Genomic DNA, 14,966 nt, shown 5'->3' on the forward strand with positions numbered 1-14,966 from the left:
CGAGTTGCGCAGGCTGGCCTCGTCGGATTCGAACTTGGTGACGGCGCCCTCGAGGGCGGCCACACCGGCACCGCTGGCGCGCGCTGCGGTGAGCTGCTCGCGGGCGGCGACGAGATCGGCGGCGTTGGTCTGGTCGATGACGCGCAGGCGCTCTCGCTCCCGCCGCAGCACCGCCGCCTGGTCCGCCAGCGACGCCTTCACACGAACGAGCTCGTCGGAGAAGTCGTTGGCGGAGGAGAGAAGCGTCACCGCTCCGGTGGTGGCGGAGGGGGAGCCGATGCCGCGCGCCGGCAGCTCTTCAACGTGCGTCACCAGCCCCTTGTAGTAGAGGTCGGCGTCGTCGGAGACGAGCACCGGCACCGTGACGCGGGTGCCGATCACCGCGGGATCGGCGAGCACGGCGTCGCGCAGGCCCATCGAGGCATCGCTCGACAGGAGGCCGAACAGCGCCTGGCGCTGGCGGCGGTTCTCCGCGACACCCGGGAAGATCGCCAGCAGCGCGTCGCGGACGGGCTTGGTGAAGTCGCCGCGGGCGAGGACCGCCGGGTCTGACGAGCCGGTGGGGTCGATCGCCTCGGCGCTCGCCTCCACCTGCATCGTCAGTTCGGCGATGGTGAAGGCGGGGATCGACTTCACGACGATGTCGGCGATGAGCACGACGAGGGCCAGGGCCGCAAAGCCGATGGCGGCGATGCCATAGGCGCGGAAGCGCGCCTCCGCCCGGTAGCGCCGGCGCACGTGGGCGCGCGCGGCATCGCTGGTGAGATCGAGGACCCGGCCCCGGACGACCGCTGCGTCAGTCATATTGCTCTCGATATCTCTGGACGATCTTCAGGGCGATGACGTTGAGCATCAGCGTGAAGAAGAACAGCACGAAGCCGAGCGCGAAGGCCGACAGCGTCTTGGCGCTGTCGAACTCCTGGTCGCCGACCAGCAAGGTCTTGATCTGCACCGTCACCGTGGTGACGGCGGCGAGCGGGTTGAAGGTGAGGTTGCCGGTGAGGCCGGCGGCCATGACGACGATCATCGTCTCGCCGACGGCGCGGCTGATCGCCAGCATGAAGGCCGAGACGAGGCCCGACAGGGCGGCCGGCAGCACCACCTTCTTGATCGTCTCCGACTTGGTGGCGCCCATGCCGTAGGAGCCGTCGCGAAGCGACTGCGGCACAGCGTTGATGACGTCGTCGGACAGCGAGGAGACGAAGGGGATGATCATGATCCCCATCACCAGGCCGGCGGCGAGCGCACTCTCGGAGGCGACGTCGAGCCCGAGTGTCTGGCCGACCTGGCGGATGAACGGCGCCACCGTCAGGGCGGCGAAGAAGCCGAACACCACCGTCGGCACGCCGGCGAGGATCTCGAGCACCGGCTTCACCACCGAGCGGACCCGCGGCGAGGCGTACTCGGCCATGTAGATCGCCGAGAACAGGCCGATCGGGCCGGCGACGCACATGGCAATCAGCATGATCAGCGTCGTGCCGACGAACAGCGGGACGGCACCGAAGGCTCCGGACTGGCCGACCTGGTCGGTGCGGATCGCCGTCTGCGGGCTCCACTGCAGGCCGAACAGGAAGTCGTACCAGGGGTAGCGTGCAAAGAAGCGCATCGTCTCGAAGAACACCGAGAAGACGATGCCGATGGTCGTCAGGATGGCGACCGCCGAGCAGGCGATCAGCACGACCTTGACGATGACTTCGAAGCGGTTGCGCGCCCGGAAGTGTGGCGACACGGTGCGCAGGCTGAGGGCCATGCCCGCGAAGCCCGCGACAATGCCGAGGGCGAGCGCAAGCCAGCCGGCGATCGACCGCCATGCCGCGTAGCTCTCGCCAGCCACGACGACCGGATCGGCGACGCTGCCGGCCGGCGCGCTGCCGTCGGCGACCATCATGATCTCGCGCAGCCGCGTCGCCTTGGCGAGCTCGTCGGCCGGCTGCAGATCCAGCGGCAGCAGGCCGAGGGCGTGCGCCTCGACCAGACGCGGGATCAGCGGCCCGAGCACGATCGCGATGAGGAACATCGGGATCACCGCCGCCGAGGCGGCGAAGAGGCCGTGATAGACGGGGAGGGAATGGAGTTGCCGCGTACCCCCGGGCATCGCCGCGGCGCGCTGGCGGCCCATCAGGAACGCGATCACGGCGAGCGCCGCGATGGCGATGAAATAATAAGAGGTCATGCCCCGCCTCGAGGTTGGAACCGAGAGCCCCGCTCGGCTCTCCCTGCGGCCGGCGGCCGGAGGGAAGACGGCGGCCGGTCGAAACCGGCCGCCGACGTCAGCTTTGGGGAGCGATCAGGAGCTCGGAGCCTGGATGGTCTCGAGGTCCTTCGCGGCGGCCTCGGCCTTGGCGGCCTCGGCTTCCGGCAGGGCGACAAGGCCCTTGGAGGTCAGGTAGCCGTCCTCGCCCATCGCCTTGTCGGAGGCGTACTCGACGATGAACTCCTGCAGGCCGGGGATGACGCCGACGTGCTGCTTCTTGAAGTAGACGAACAGCGGGCGGGCGACCGTGTACTCGCCCGACGCGATGGTGTCGAAGTCCGGCACGACGCCGTTCACTTCGGCGCCCTTGATCTTCGCGGCGTTCTCTTCGAGGAACGAGTAGCCGAAGATGCCGACGGCCTTCGGGTTGGCGTCGAGCTTCTGGACGATCAGGTTGTCGTTCTCGCCGGCGTCGACATAGGCGCCGTCTTCGCGGATCGACTTCCAGACGTTGCCGAACGCCTTGGCATCGGCCTTCTTCATCGCCTTCAAGGCCTCGAACTCCTCGGCGCCCGGCTCCATGACGAGCTCGAGGAAGGAGTCACGCGTGCCGGACGTCGGCGGCGGGCCGAGGACCTCGATCTTCTCCGCCGGCAGCGAAGCGTCGATGTCGTTCCAGTTCTTGTAGGGGTTCGGGATCAGCGTGCCGTCCGGGCCGGGGACGTCCTTGGCGAGCGCCAGGAAGACCTGACCCTTGGTCAGCTTGAAGTCCGGGCCCGACTTGGCGTTGGCGATCGTCAGGCCGTCGAAGCCGACCTTGAGCTCGATGATCTCGGTGACGCCGTTCTTCTGGCAGTCGTCGAACTCGCTCTTCTTGATCGCGCGGGACGCGTTGGAGGCGTCCGGCTGATCGACGCCGACGCCGGCGCAGAACAGCTTGAAGCCGCCGCCCGTGCCGGTCGACTCGACGACCGGAGTCTTGAACTGGCCCATCTTGCCGAACTGCTCGGCGACGGCGGTGGTGAACGGATAGACCGTCGAGGAGCCGACGATGCGGATCTGGTCGCGCGCCTCGGCGGCGCCGGCGACGAGCGCGCCGGTCATGGCGAGCGTGAGAACGCTGGCGAGCGTCTTGGTCTTCACCGGGACTCTCCCTGTGGTTTGAACTTGGCGGCCCGCGGAGGCGCGGCGGCCGGGTGACCCGTCCATCGGGGACGGGCCTTGCGTGCGGTGGCGACGAGTGCCGCCTCCATGCCCCCTTCTATGACTCGCCGATGATCCTTTTATGACTATCCAAGCCATTGAAATCATTGAGTGCGTCTGCTGAGCCGGATTCGCTCTGTGAAGGCGGCAAAGCATCGAGTCGAACGCTGAAGAGGGCGCCGCCGCCGGCCGGGCTCTCGATCGAAAGCCGCGCCCGGTGGCGGTTCAGGATGTGCTTGACGATGGCGAGGCCGAGGCCGGTGCCCTTGCGGGCGCGGCTCGCGCCGACATCCACCCGGTAGAATCGCTCGGTGAGGCGCGGGATGTGCTCGGCGGCGACGCCCGGGCCGTAGTCGCGCACGGCGACGACGACGGCCGGCCGCTCGGCGGTGCGGTCACAGCGCGCGGTGACGACGACGCGGCCGCCGGAGGCGCCGTAGTTCACGGCGTTTTCCACGAGGTTGGCGAACACCTGCACGAGTTCGTCGCGGTCGCCGCGCACAGGGAGCGGCTTCTCCGGGATGTCGCTCTCGATGGCGACGCCGCCGTCGGCGGCGACGGGAGCGAGGGTCTCGACGACGTGGCGCAACAGCGCGCCGACGTCGACGTCGTCGGTGAGCGGCACGTGGGCGCGCATCTCGATCCGCGACAGAGACAGGAGATCGTCGATCAGCCGCCGCATGCGCGCCGCCTGCTCGCCCATGATGGCGAGGAAGCGCTCGCGCGCCTCCGGGTCCTCCCGCGCCGGGCCGCGCAGGGTGTCGATGAAGCCGGTCAGGGAGGCGAGCGGCGTGCGCAGCTCGTGGCTGGCGTTGGCGACGAAGTCGGCGCGCATGCGCTCGACCATGTGGCCCTCGGTGAGATCGCGCACCAGCACCAGCACGAGATCGCCGCCGCGCGGCGTCCGGGCTTCGCCCGGAGGTGCCGCGAGCGGTGCGATGAAGGCTTCCAGCCAGCGCTCCGTCGGCACCTTCTCGGCCCAGGCGATGCGCTCCTGCGCCGCCCCGGTGGAGACGCGGTCGAGCGCCTCCAGGAAGGAGGGGGCGCGCAGCCGGAACGACAGCGGGTCGCCCAGGTGGAGCGTGCCGAAAGCGGGCGCGGCGGCGCGGTTGGCGAAGCGCAGCCGGCCGCGGCGGTCGACGACGAAGGCGGGCTCGGGCAGCGCGTCGAGGGCCGCCTTGACGCCGGCGTCGGGGAAGCGGGCGTGGGCGTCGCGCGGCCGCGACGTCACCGTGCGCGGTCGTGCCCGGTTGAGGGCGACGGCGGTGGCGACGCCGGTGGCGCACACGGCGATCGCCGCGGCCGGCCACGGCACGGCGAAGGCGGCGCCCAGCGCGATGATCGACAGCGTGCCGACGGCGAGCGGCACCAGCACGACGGCCGTCGTGCTCGGCGCGGGGGCCGCGGGCGGCGGATCGTCGTCTGGATCGGGGATCGGTTCGCTCGTCGACATCGCCTCGGCCGCCGGGTCGCGAGGCCACCCGTCATGGGCAAATCACCTCGGATCAGCCGGCAGACTAGCGCGCCCCGCTTCCGTTCGCATGACGGCCGCGCGACGGCGCGGCGGCGCCCCTCAGTTCGGCCGGGGCGGCTGGTATCCGGGGCCGGTCGTCAGCGGCGCCTTCGGCATCACCGACTGGTCGATGTTGGAGGTGAAGCTCGTCTCGAGGCGGCCGATCTCCTCGCCCTCCGGGCTCAGCATGCGCACCGTCACGGCGTAGGGCTTGCCAGCGACGACGCCGTCCACCGGCGGCGACTTCAGCACGAGCTTCGTCAGGCCGACGCGGGCGACCTGTTCCTCGACGATCGGCGGGCCGCCGGCGGGGTCGTCGAAGGCGGTGATGATGCGGGTGCCGGCGGGAATGGTGCGCTCGACGCGGGCGACGAGGCCGTAGGTCGCCTCGGCGATGCGGTAGTTGAAGACGAAGCCGCCGCCTTCCAGCGTCAGCATCGGGCCGTCGCCGCCGCGCTGGGCCAGGGGCGCCAGAAGCAGCACGCCGCCGGCGACGACGAGAGCGGCGGCGAGGCCGAGGAAGAGCGCGCGCGACCGGCCGGGCCGGCGGGCAGGAGCGGTCATTGCCGCGCCGAGCGGAGCGGTCGCCGTGAGGGTCGTCATCGCCGTCACCTCCTCGCCGGCGGATCGACGACCGCCGTTCATTGAACCGTCCGGATAAGTTACCATCGACGATCCACCCCGGCAAAGCACCGGGAGTTCGGCTAAACCGCCGGCCGCGTCCTCGCGGCCGTCCCCGAGACCAGCGGCGCCCCGACGGGCAAGCCGCCCCGCGAACGGAGACGGCCATGCCGGTGCAGGTGTCCTTCGAGGTCGCCTATTTCCTGCAGCAGCTGCTCAACGCCCTGCAGATCGGCGCCTTCTATGGCCTGCTGGCGGCCTCCTACGCCCTCGTCTACGGCATCACGCGGCGCATCAACTTCGCCTTCGGAGCGATCGCGACCTTCGGCGCGGCGGCGTGCTTCAACGTCGTCGTGCTGGTCGGCTTCCTGTGGCCGCTGCCGACGGTCGCGGCGATCCTGATCGCCGGCGGCTACGCCATCGCTGCGGCGGCGCTGCTCGGAACGGCGATGGAGCGGCTGGTCATCCGCCCGGTGGCGCAGGCCGCCAACCTCTCGATGCTGGTGACGACGATTGCGGTCACGATCGTCATCGAGGAGGCGATCCGCATCGCCAACGGCTCCTACGAGCGCTGGCTGCCGCCGATGATGCTCGCCTCGGTGACGGTGGCGGAGGCGCCGGGCTTCCCGGTCCGTGTCACCTCGAGCCAGACGATCGTCGTGCCGATCGCGCTCGCCGTGGCGCTGGCGCTGGTCGTCTTCATCGCCCGCCATCCGTTCGGCCGGCTGTGGCGGGCCTGCGCCGAGGACCCGAAGGCGGCGGCGATGCTCGGCATCGACGTCGCCGGCGTGCGGGCGGTGACGTTCACCATCGCCGCTGCCGCCGCCGGGGCGGCGGGCGTTCTGATGCTGGTCGCCTACGGCAACGTCAATTTCCACACGAGCTTCATGGTGGCGCTGAAGGCGCTGCTCGCGGCCATCGTCGGCGGCATCGGCTCGGTCGGTGGCGCGCTCGTCGGCGGGCTGGTGCTGGCGGCGATCGAGGTCGGCTGGACGACGGCGTTCGGGGCGAACTGGCGCGACGTCGCCGTGCTTCTGGCCCTCACGGCGCTGTTCGCGATGCGCCCGCAGGGCATCGTCGCGCTGCCCGGACGGCGCGACCATGACGCCTGATTTTCCCGGCTTTCATTGATCCGCCGCATCCGAGGGGGCATGCTCCGCCCAAATTTCGCGCACGACGGCGTGACGCGACGGGAGAGTGTGGATGCTCGAGCGCTACGAGAGCGAGAAGGCCGACCGGCTGGCGGTGGTGCGGCAGCGGCTGGAGGCCCGCCGTCCGGACGGCCCCGAGCGTGCCCGCTTCGCCGAGGCGATGTTCGGCCACACCGCGGCCGAGGACCTCGTCGCCTACCTGCCCGACGACCTGATCTGGCTCGTCGACGACGCCTGGGCGGCGTTCGCCGGGCGTGAGCCCGGCAAGCACCGGCTGCGCTTCGTCGACCCGCCCTTCGAGCCGAATGGACGGGCGGTGACGGTCGTCGAGATCCTCAACGACGACATGCCGTTTCTGCTCGATTCGGTGATGGGCGAACTCGGCGACGCCGGACTGGTGGTGCGGCTCGTCTCGCACCCGATCCTCGCCCTGAAGCGCTCGGCCGACGGCAGGCTCGAGAGCTTCCAGGGCCTCGCCGACGCCCGCTCGGGCGAGCGCGAGAGCCTCATCACCATCCACGTCGACCGCATCCCCGCCGCCGACGACCGCGTGCAGATCGCCCGCCGCCTCGACGCGACCCTGTGGGACGACCGCCACGCCGTCGCCGACTGGCAGGCGATGCGGGCGCGTGCCCGCGCCGTCGCCGCCGAGTGGCGGGCGGCCCGCCTCACCATCAGCCCGGAGACGCTCGCGGAAGCCGAGGCCTTCGTCGAGTGGCTGGCGGACGACAACTTCACCTTCCTCGGCGTGCGCGAATACGAATACCGCGGCGACACCGCCGACGGCATCCTGGAGCGCACCGACGAGCCCGGGCTCGGCATTCTGCGCGACCCGGACGTGCGCGTGCTCCGGCGCGGCGGCGAGCTCATCACCACGACGCAGGAGATCCGCGAGTTCCTGCTTCGGCCCGACCCGATCATCATCACCAAGGCGAATCTGCGCTCGCGCGTCCATCGCCGTACCCACATGGACTATGTCGGCATCAAGCGCTTCGCGCCCGACGGCAGCCTGGCCGGTGAGGTGCGCATCGTCGGGCTGTTCACCCACGACGCCTACACGCGCTCGGTGATGTCGATCCCGCTGGTGCGCCGCAAGGCGGAGATGGTGCTGGCGGGCGGCGGCTTCGCCCCGGCGAGCCATTCCGGCAAGGCGCTGACCAACGTGCTGGAGTCCTATCCGCGCGACGAGATGTTCCAGCTCGAGGTGGAGACGCTCGCCGCCCACGCCTTCGCCATCCTGGAGCTCGGCGAGCGGCCACGTATCCGCGTGCTGGCGCGCCGCGACGAGTTCGACCGCTTCGTCTCCGTGCTCGTCTATGTGCCGCGCGAGCGCTACTCCACCACCGTCGACCACCGCATCGGCGAGCTTCTCGCCGATCGCTACGGCGGTCGCGTCTCCTCCTCGGCGATCGCCTTTCCCGAGGGTCAACTCGCCCGCCTGCACGTCATCGTCGGCCTGCGCGCCGGACCGCGCCCGGACCCCGACCGCGAGGAGATCGAGGCCGAGATCGGCGAGATCGTCCGCACATGGTCGGACGACCTGCGCCGTGCCTTTGCGGCGATGCCCGACCGCCAGCACGCCCGCCACCTGCTCGATCGCTACGGCGAGGCGTTCAGCATCGGCTACCGGGATACCTATGCGGCCGACGATGCCGTCGACGACGTCATGGTGCTGGAGCGGCTCACCGGTGAGCGGCGCACTGCCATCAACTTCAACCGCCGAGAGGGCGACCCGGCGAGCCGGGTGTCGCTGAAGCTCTTCAACCGCGAGGCGCCGATCCCGCTGTCGGACCGCGTGCCGGTGGTCGAGGCGATGGGCTTCCGCGTCGTCAACGAGCGCACCTTCCGCATCCGCCCCGGCGACGAGCGCGGCCGCGTCTACCTGCACGACATGACGCTCGAGCGCGCCGATGGCGGCGCCGTCGACCTCGAGCGCCTCGATGCACCGCTCGAGGCGATGTTCATGGCGGTGTGGTTCGGCCACGCCGAGAGCGACGGCTACAACGGACTGATCCTGTCGGCCGGCCTCGGCTGGCGCGACATCGCCATGCTCAGGGCGCTGTCGCGCTACCTCAGGCAGGCGCGCATCCCCTATTCGCAGGACTATCTCTGGGGCGCGCTCGGTCGCTATCCCGCGGTCGCCGCGGCGATCGTCGAGTTCTTCCACGTCCGCTTCGGCGTCGACCGGCCGGACGAGGGGAGGGCGGAGGCCGAGGCGGCGGTTCGCGGGCGCATCGAGACGGCGCTGGAGGCCGTGGCGAGCCTCGACGACGACCGCATCCTGCGCCGCTTCCTCAACGTCGTGACGGCGTGCGTTCGCACCAACTTCTTCGCCGATGGCGAGGACGGCCGGCCGCCGGAGACGCTCGCCTTCAAGCTCGATTCCAGCGCCGTGGAAGAACTGCCGGCGCCGCGGCCCTATCGCGAGATCTGGGTCTACAGCCCGCGCGTCGAGGGCATCCACCTGCGCTTCGGCAAGGTCGCGCGGGGCGGACTCAGGTGGTCCGATCGGCCGCAGGACTTCCGCACCGAGGTGCTCGGCCTCGTCAAGGCGCAGCAGGTGAAGAACGCCGTCATCGTGCCGGTCGGCGCCAAGGGCGGCTTCGTGCCGAAGCTGCTGCCGCCCCCCTCGGCCGGCCGCGAGGCCTGGCTTGCCGAGGGCACCGGGGCCTACAAGATCTTCATCTCGACGCTCTTGTCGATCACCGACAACCTCGAGGGTGACGCGGTCGTGCCGCCGGGGCGCGTCGTCCGCCATGACGGTGACGACCCCTATCTCGTGGTCGCTGCCGACAAGGGCACCGCCACCTTCTCCGACACGGCGAACGCCATCGCGCTCGAGCGCGGCTTCTGGCTCGGCGACGCCTTCGCCTCGGGCGGGTCTGCCGGCTACGACCACAAGAAGATGGGCATCACCGCCCGCGGCGCCTGGGAGGCGGTGAAGCGCCACTTCCGCGAGATCGACGTCGACATCCAGACGACGCCGTTCACGGTGGCGGGCGTCGGCGACATGTCGGGAGATGTCTTCGGCAACGGCATGCTGCTGTCGCCGGCGATCAAGCTTGTCGCCGCCTTCGACCACCGCGACATCTTCCTCGACCCCGAGCCGGATGCCGCAAAGGGCCTCGAAGAGCGGGCGCGGCTGTTCGCGCTCGCCCGCTCGAGCTGGCAGGACTACGACAAGGCGCTGATCTCCGAGGGTGGCGGGGTATTCTCGCGCCAGGCGAAGTCGATCCCGCTGTCGCCGCAGGTGCGCCAGCTTCTCCGCCTCGACAAGCCGCACGCGACGCCGGCGGAGGTGATCTCGGCGATCCTGCGGGCACCGGTGGACCTCCTGTGGTTCGGCGGCATCGGCACCTATGTGCGGGCGCAGACGGAGAGCGATGCCGACGTCGGCGACCGCGCCAACGACGCGGTCCGCATCGCCGCGGCCGACCTGAAGGTGAGGGTGATCGGCGAGGGCGCTAACCTCGGCATGACGCAGCGCGCCCGCATCGAGGCGGCGCGCGGTGGCGTGCGGCTCAACACCGACGCCATCGACAACTCCGCCGGCGTCAACACCTCCGACGTCGAGGTGAACATCAAGATCGCGCTGTCACAGCCGGTGCGCGACGGCCGCCTCGACGAGCCCGGGCGGCTCGCGCTGCTGGCCGAGATGACCGACGACGTCGCGGCCCTGGTGCTGCGCAACAACTACAACCAGACGCTGGCGCTCTCGCTCGCCGAGAAGCGCTCCGCCGACGATCTCGGCTTCTCCCACCGCCTGGTGCGCTCGCTCGAGGCGCGCGGCCTGCTCGACCGCGCGGTCGAGCTGCTGCCGGACGATGCCGCCTTCGCCGAGCTCGGCCGCGCCCGCGCCGGCCTGACCCGGCCGGAGCTCGCGGTGCTGCTCGCCTACGCGAAGATCACGCTGTTCGACGATCTCGTGGCCTCCGGCGTGCCGGACGATCCCTATCTCGGCGCCGAGCTGTTCGACTATTTCCCGACCGCGATGCGCGAGCGTTTCGCCGACGCCATCGCCGGCCACCGGCTGCGCCGCGAGATCATCGCCACGATGATGGCGAACGCGCTGGTCAACCGCGGCGGCCCGGCCTTCGTGCTGCGGCTCGCCGACGACACCGGCGCCGAGGTCGGCACCATCGCCGCCGCCTTCGCGACGACCTTCGACAGCTACCGCATGGGCGAGCTGAACGGCGACCTCGACGGGCTCGACAACCGCATTCCCGGTGCGCTGCAGCTCGACCTTTATTCCCTGGTGCAGGACGTGCTGTCGTCGCGCACGGCCTGGTTCCTGCGCAACGTCGCGCTCGACCGCGGGCTCGAGGAGACGATCGGCCGCTTCCGCACCGGCATCGACACGGTCGCCTCCGCGCTCGAGACGGTGCTGCCGGCCGCTTTCCAGCAGCGTCGCTCGCAGCGGGCGATGGAACTCGTACAGCGCGGCGTGCCGGCCGACCTCGCCCAACGCCTCGCGAGCCTCGCGGCACTGGCGCTCGCCCCGGACGCGGTGCTGGTCGCCGAGCGCAGCGGCGTCGCCATCACCGATGCGGCGTCGTCGCTCTATGCTCTGGCCGAGCGGCTGCGCGTCGACGAGATCGCCTACGGCGCGCGGGCGCTGCCGGTCAGCGACCACTTCGAGCGTCTCGCCATCGACCAAGCGGTCGACCGGGTGACGCTCGCCGTGCGCGAGCTCGCTGGCGCCGCCTGTCGGCTCGGCTGCGGCGCGGCGTCGGTGGAGGCGTGGTTCGCCGCCAACCCGCAGGCGGCGCGCATCGAGCGGGCGGTGGCCGAGATCAGCGCCGGCGGCCTCAGCGTCGCCAAGCTCGCGGTAGCGGCGAGCCTGCTCTCCGAGCTTGCGGCGAGCGGGGACCGCGCGGCCGCGTGAGCCGCCCGGTCTTCCGCTTCGCGCCGAGCCCGAACGGTCGGCTGCACCTCGGCCACGCGCTGTCGGCCATCGTCAACTTCGAGCGGGCGCAGGCGGCCGGCGGGCGCTTCCTGCTGCGGTTCGAGGACATCGACACCGAGCGCTGCCGGCCGGAATACGAGGCGGCGATCCGCGAGGATCTCGCCTGGCTCGGCATCGCCTTCGAGGAGCCGGTGCGGCGGCAGTCGGAGCACTTCGACGCCTACCGTGCGGCCCTCGCCGACCTCGACGCGCGCGGCCTTGTGGTGCGTTCGTTCGCCACCCGCCGCGAGATCGCCACGGCCGCCGCGGCGGCTGCGGCTGCGGGTGCGCCGTGGCCTCTCGATCCGGACGGCGTGCCGCTGTTCCCGGGCGACACGGCGCTACTGCCGGCAGACGAGATTGCCCGACGGGCGGCGGCGGGCGAGCCGGCGGCGACGCGGCTCGACATGGCGACGGCCATCGACGCTGCTGGCATGCCGCTGACGTGGATGGAGACCGGGGAGGGGCCGGCGGGCGAGACGGGCACCGTTCTCGCCCGGCCGGAGACGTTCGGCGACGTCGTGCTCGCGCGCAAGGAGACGCCGACGAGCTATCACCTGTCGGTCGTCGTCGACGACGCGCTGCAGGGCGTCACCCATGTGGTGCGGGGCGCGGACCTGTTCGCGGCGACCGCCGTGCACCGGCTGCTGCAGACGCTGCTCGGTCTGCCGGAGCCGGTCTACCATCACCATCGGCTTGTGCTCGGGCCCGACGGGCACAAGCTCGCGAAGTCGAACCGCGACACCAGCCTCGCGGAGTTGCGCGCCGGCGGCGCCACGCCGGCGAATATCCGCCGGATGGTCGGCCTGCCGGCCTGATCAGCCGGTACCGACGACCCACATCCAGAATGTCGTCGTCACTACCGCGACGAGCGAGCCGATCGTCATGGTGTTCGAGGCGATGCCGTGGCCGGCGCCGTGGCGGGTTGCGAAGAGATAGGGGTTCACGCCCGTCGGCGACGCCGCGCAGACGGTGGCGACCGCGATCCACAAGGGCGGCATGCCGGAGACGCGGGTGGCGAGGAAGAACACCACCGTCGGCAGCACCGCCACCTTCACCGCCGTCAGCATCAGCCCGGCGGTGAAGTTCTCCCGGATGCCGTAGCGCTTCAGCCCGAGGCCGAGGGTGAACAGCGCGCACGGCACGCCGGTGTTGGCGATCTGGTCGATGACGGTGCCTGGGATCCCCGTCAGCGGCAGGCCGGTGAACTTGATGGCCAGCCCGCCGTAGATGCCGATGATCAACGGGTTCTTCAGCATGTGCTTGAGGGTGGAGAGGATCAGGCGCCGCCAGTCGGTGGCGCCGCCGCGCTCGGCTGCCTCGATGCCCTCGAAGCGGGCCGCCGTGACGATCGCCATCACCGGCAGGTGCACGGCGATGATGAGGAGGAGCGGCACCGCCCCCTCGTCGCCATAGACGGTGAAGGTGATCGGGATGCCGAGCAGCACGAGGTTGGAGAACGAGGCCGACAGGCCGCCGATGACGCCCGAGCGCGCGTCGCGGCCGAACAGCTTGCGGACGATGAACTCGCCGGCGAGCCAGGCGGTGATGACGCCGGCGAAATAGGTAAGCCACAGCGGCCACGGCGAGACGTCCGGAAACTCGACCTTGGCGAGGGTGCGCACCAGCAAGAGCGGCAGCGCGATGGTGAAGACGTAGCTGCCGAGCGCGTCGCCGACCGGCTCGGCGAGAATGTTGAAGCGGCCGGCCGCCCAGCCGGCGAGGATAATGCCGAAGGACGGCAGCACCAGGAACAGGATGTCGGCGGGGCTCATCGCTCCGGCAGTGCCGGCACGGGCTCGTCCGGGTCCGCCCCGATGGCGTGCAGGCGGGCGCCCTCGCGCTTCAGCCACGCCCGCGCTGCCCGGTGCGCCGGGAACAGGCGGTCGACGACGCGCCAGTAAGCGGGCGAATGGTTCATCTCGACGAGGTGCGCGACCTCGTGGGCGGCGAGATAGTCGAGCACGGCCGGCGGCGCCATGACGAGGCGCCAGGAGAACGACAGCGCGCCGTCGGCGGAGCACGAGCCCCAGCGGCTGACGGTGTCGCGGACGCGGATCGAGGTGGGCCGCGTGCCGAGCGCATCGGCGTGGCGGCGGACGGCGGCCTTGAGGTCCTCGGTCGCCTCGGCGCGCAGGAAGTCGCGGACGCGGCGACCGGTGTGCTCGGTCGCGCCACCGACGACGAGCGCCGGCGTGCCGTCGTGGAGCGCAATGCGCGTGCGGCCGCGTTGTGCGCCGTCGCGGACGATCAGATGGTCGACCCCGCGCACGGGCACGACGGCGCCTTCGCGGAAGGGCACCGGTTGCGGGCGGTCGGCGAGGCGGTCGGCGAGCCAGCCGCGGTGGGCGGAAAGGAAGGCGTCCACCGCCTCGCGGCGGGTGCGGGCGGGCACGGTCAGCACCGGCGGCTCGCTCGCCACCGGGATGCGCAGCGTCAGCCGGCGGGCCCGGCGATCGCGCTTCAGCCGCACCGCCGCGACGCGCTCGCCGATGTCGAGCCACAGCGTCTCGGTCTCGGGCGGCGCCGGCACGGGCCGGCCGCGGGGCAGGGTGAAGAAGGCGGTCATCCGGGGCGGGGTTCTCGGCTTCGGGCGGAGTGCGGGACGAATCAGCAGCTTGCGCCGATTGTGCCCGCCCGCGCCCGTCGCCGCGAGCCGTTCCCGCCGCCGGTCAGAACCCGACGGCGAGGAAGGTGTTGATAGCCGGCAGTGTCAGCAGGCCGGTGACGGCGAGCCAGATCCACATCGAGACCGGCGTGCTGGTCCTGGCGCCCGTGACCCGCTCATAGAGGGCGGCGGGTATGCCGGCGACCATGATCGTCAGCGTCGACAGCACCAGCGAGGACATGAAGAACAGGATCGGCGGGCTCGGCGAGAAGAAGCCGGGGGCAAGCACGATCATCGCCGCCACCACCTGCGGCAAGAGCGGCGAGAACAGGCCGTTCAGCGCGCCGAAGGCGGCGATCGGGATGGCGTAGGGCTGCAGGTTCATGGTGCTCCCTCCGGCCGTCACGTCGGCGACGCCATCGTGCCGAGCAGCATCGCGAGAAGCGCGAAGCGCAGCACCAGCAGCCAGAGGGTGGCGAACACCAGCACGAGCAGGAACGGCACGGCGTGTGGCGTGATCGGCCGCACCACGGCCAGCACCGGGTCGGTCAGGCGCACGAAGGCGCGGAAGATGTAGTTGCGCGACTCCGGCGGGAAGAAGAACGACAGGAGCAGGCGCCCGAGCATCGAGTACATCAGGGCGGCCAGGAGATAGTTGGGGACGTGGAAGTACCACAGGTCCCAGAAGCCGGCGTCCGTCACGTGGGTCGTGTCCTCGTCGGCGGGGGCAG

At 71.1% G+C, this 14,966-nt stretch carries 11 protein-coding genes and 1 pseudogene; 3 read left to right on the forward strand and 9 right to left on the reverse strand.

Annotation, left to right across the window (positions count from 1 at the left end):
- Window positions 1-318: 318 nt before the first annotated feature.
- The 5 genes and pseudogenes from RUR49_RS06155 to RUR49_RS06175 all read right to left on the reverse strand — a co-directional run.
- A pseudogene (locus RUR49_RS06155) lies at window positions 319-804 on the reverse strand (DUF3333 domain-containing protein); the annotation flags it as partial.
- Window positions 797-2,173: a phosphate ABC transporter permease subunit PstC gene (gene pstC / locus RUR49_RS06160; protein ID WP_409145491.1), complete on the reverse strand. Its 1,377-nt coding sequence runs from the start codon at window positions 2,171-2,173 to the stop codon at window positions 797-799. The pseudogene RUR49_RS06155 and the gene pstC, both read right to left, overlap by 8 nt.
- Before the next feature lie 114 nt (window positions 2,174-2,287).
- Window positions 2,288-3,337: a PstS family phosphate ABC transporter substrate-binding protein gene (locus tag RUR49_RS06165; RefSeq protein WP_409145492.1), complete on the reverse strand. Its 1,050-nt coding sequence runs from the start codon at window positions 3,335-3,337 to the stop codon at window positions 2,288-2,290.
- Between the two features lie 118 nt (window positions 3,338-3,455).
- Window positions 3,456-4,850: an ATP-binding protein gene (locus RUR49_RS06170; RefSeq protein WP_409145493.1), complete on the reverse strand. Its 1,395-nt coding sequence runs from the start codon at window positions 4,848-4,850 to the stop codon at window positions 3,456-3,458.
- Between the two features lie 120 nt (window positions 4,851-4,970).
- On the reverse strand, window positions 4,971-5,513 hold the full coding sequence (locus RUR49_RS06175; protein WP_409145494.1) for a hypothetical protein: 543 nt from the start codon (window positions 5,511-5,513) through the stop codon (window positions 4,971-4,973).
- A gap of 185 nt (window positions 5,514-5,698) precedes the next feature.
- On the opposite strand from RUR49_RS06175, the gene RUR49_RS06180 reads away from it, so the two are divergent.
- The 3 genes from RUR49_RS06180 (at window position 5,699) to gluQRS (ending at window position 12,445) form a co-directional block, all read left to right on the forward strand.
- The gene (locus RUR49_RS06180; protein WP_409145495.1) at window positions 5,699-6,643 is read left to right on the forward strand and encodes a branched-chain amino acid ABC transporter permease; all 945 of its coding nucleotides are present in this window, start codon (window positions 5,699-5,701) and stop codon (window positions 6,641-6,643) included.
- A gap of 91 nt (window positions 6,644-6,734) precedes the next feature.
- Complete coding sequence (locus RUR49_RS06185) at window positions 6,735-11,567, forward strand: NAD-glutamate dehydrogenase (protein WP_409145496.1); 4,833 nt, start codon at window positions 6,735-6,737, stop codon at window positions 11,565-11,567.
- A complete protein-coding gene (gene gluQRS / locus RUR49_RS06190; protein WP_409145497.1) occupies window positions 11,564-12,445 on the forward strand; it encodes a tRNA glutamyl-Q(34) synthetase GluQRS in 882 nt (293 codons plus the stop codon). The genes RUR49_RS06185 and gluQRS overlap by 4 nt, the downstream gene beginning before the upstream one ends.
- Here gluQRS and RUR49_RS06195 read toward each other — a convergent pair whose 3' ends face one another.
- The 4 genes from RUR49_RS06195 to RUR49_RS06210 all read right to left on the reverse strand — a co-directional run bounded on the left by RUR49_RS06195 (window position 12,446) and on the right by RUR49_RS06210 (window position 14,937).
- Window positions 12,446-13,402: an AEC family transporter gene (locus RUR49_RS06195; protein WP_409145498.1), complete on the reverse strand. Its 957-nt coding sequence runs from the start codon at window positions 13,400-13,402 to the stop codon at window positions 12,446-12,448.
- The gene (locus RUR49_RS06200; RefSeq protein ID WP_409145499.1) at window positions 13,399-14,196 is read right to left on the reverse strand and encodes a M48 family metallopeptidase; all 798 of its coding nucleotides are present in this window, start codon (window positions 14,194-14,196) and stop codon (window positions 13,399-13,401) included. The genes RUR49_RS06195 and RUR49_RS06200 overlap by 4 nt, the downstream gene beginning before the upstream one ends.
- A gap of 103 nt (window positions 14,197-14,299) precedes the next feature.
- Window positions 14,300-14,620, reverse strand: coding sequence for a hypothetical protein (locus tag RUR49_RS06205; RefSeq protein ID WP_409145500.1), 321 nt, complete (start codon window positions 14,618-14,620; stop codon window positions 14,300-14,302).
- A 17-nt stretch (window positions 14,621-14,637) separates the two neighbouring features.
- Complete coding sequence (locus RUR49_RS06210) at window positions 14,638-14,937, reverse strand: hypothetical protein (protein ID WP_409145501.1); 300 nt, start codon at window positions 14,935-14,937, stop codon at window positions 14,638-14,640.
- Window positions 14,938-14,966 lie beyond the last annotated feature (29 nt).

It is taken from the genome of Pseudoxanthobacter sp. M-2 (assembly GCF_046156265.1).
Taxonomy (GTDB): Bacteria; Pseudomonadota; Alphaproteobacteria; order Rhizobiales; family Segnochrobactraceae; genus CAMDHY01.

Excerpts from the sequence above, each read along its gene's own strand:
- pstC (WP_409145491.1), bottom strand. The coding sequence starts at position 2,173 with ATGACCTCTTATTATTTCATCGCCATCGCGGCGCTCGCCGTGATCGCG.
- RUR49_RS06170 (WP_409145493.1), bottom strand. The coding sequence starts at position 4,850 with ATGTCGACGAGCGAACCGATCCCCGATCCAGACGACGATCCGCCGCCC.
- RUR49_RS06175 (WP_409145494.1), bottom strand. The coding sequence starts at position 5,513 with ATGACGACCCTCACGGCGACCGCTCCGCTCGGCGCGGCAATGACCGCT.
- RUR49_RS06180 (WP_409145495.1), top strand. The coding sequence starts at position 5,699 with ATGCCGGTGCAGGTGTCCTTCGAGGTCGCCTATTTCCTGCAGCAGCTG.
- RUR49_RS06185 (WP_409145496.1), top strand. The coding sequence starts at position 6,735 with ATGCTCGAGCGCTACGAGAGCGAGAAGGCCGACCGGCTGGCGGTGGTG.
- RUR49_RS06195 (WP_409145498.1), bottom strand. The coding sequence starts at position 13,402 with ATGAGCCCCGCCGACATCCTGTTCCTGGTGCTGCCGTCCTTCGGCATT.
- RUR49_RS06200 (WP_409145499.1), bottom strand. The coding sequence starts at position 14,196 with ATGACCGCCTTCTTCACCCTGCCCCGCGGCCGGCCCGTGCCGGCGCCG.
- RUR49_RS06205 (WP_409145500.1), bottom strand. The coding sequence starts at position 14,620 with ATGAACCTGCAGCCCTACGCCATCCCGATCGCCGCCTTCGGCGCGCTG.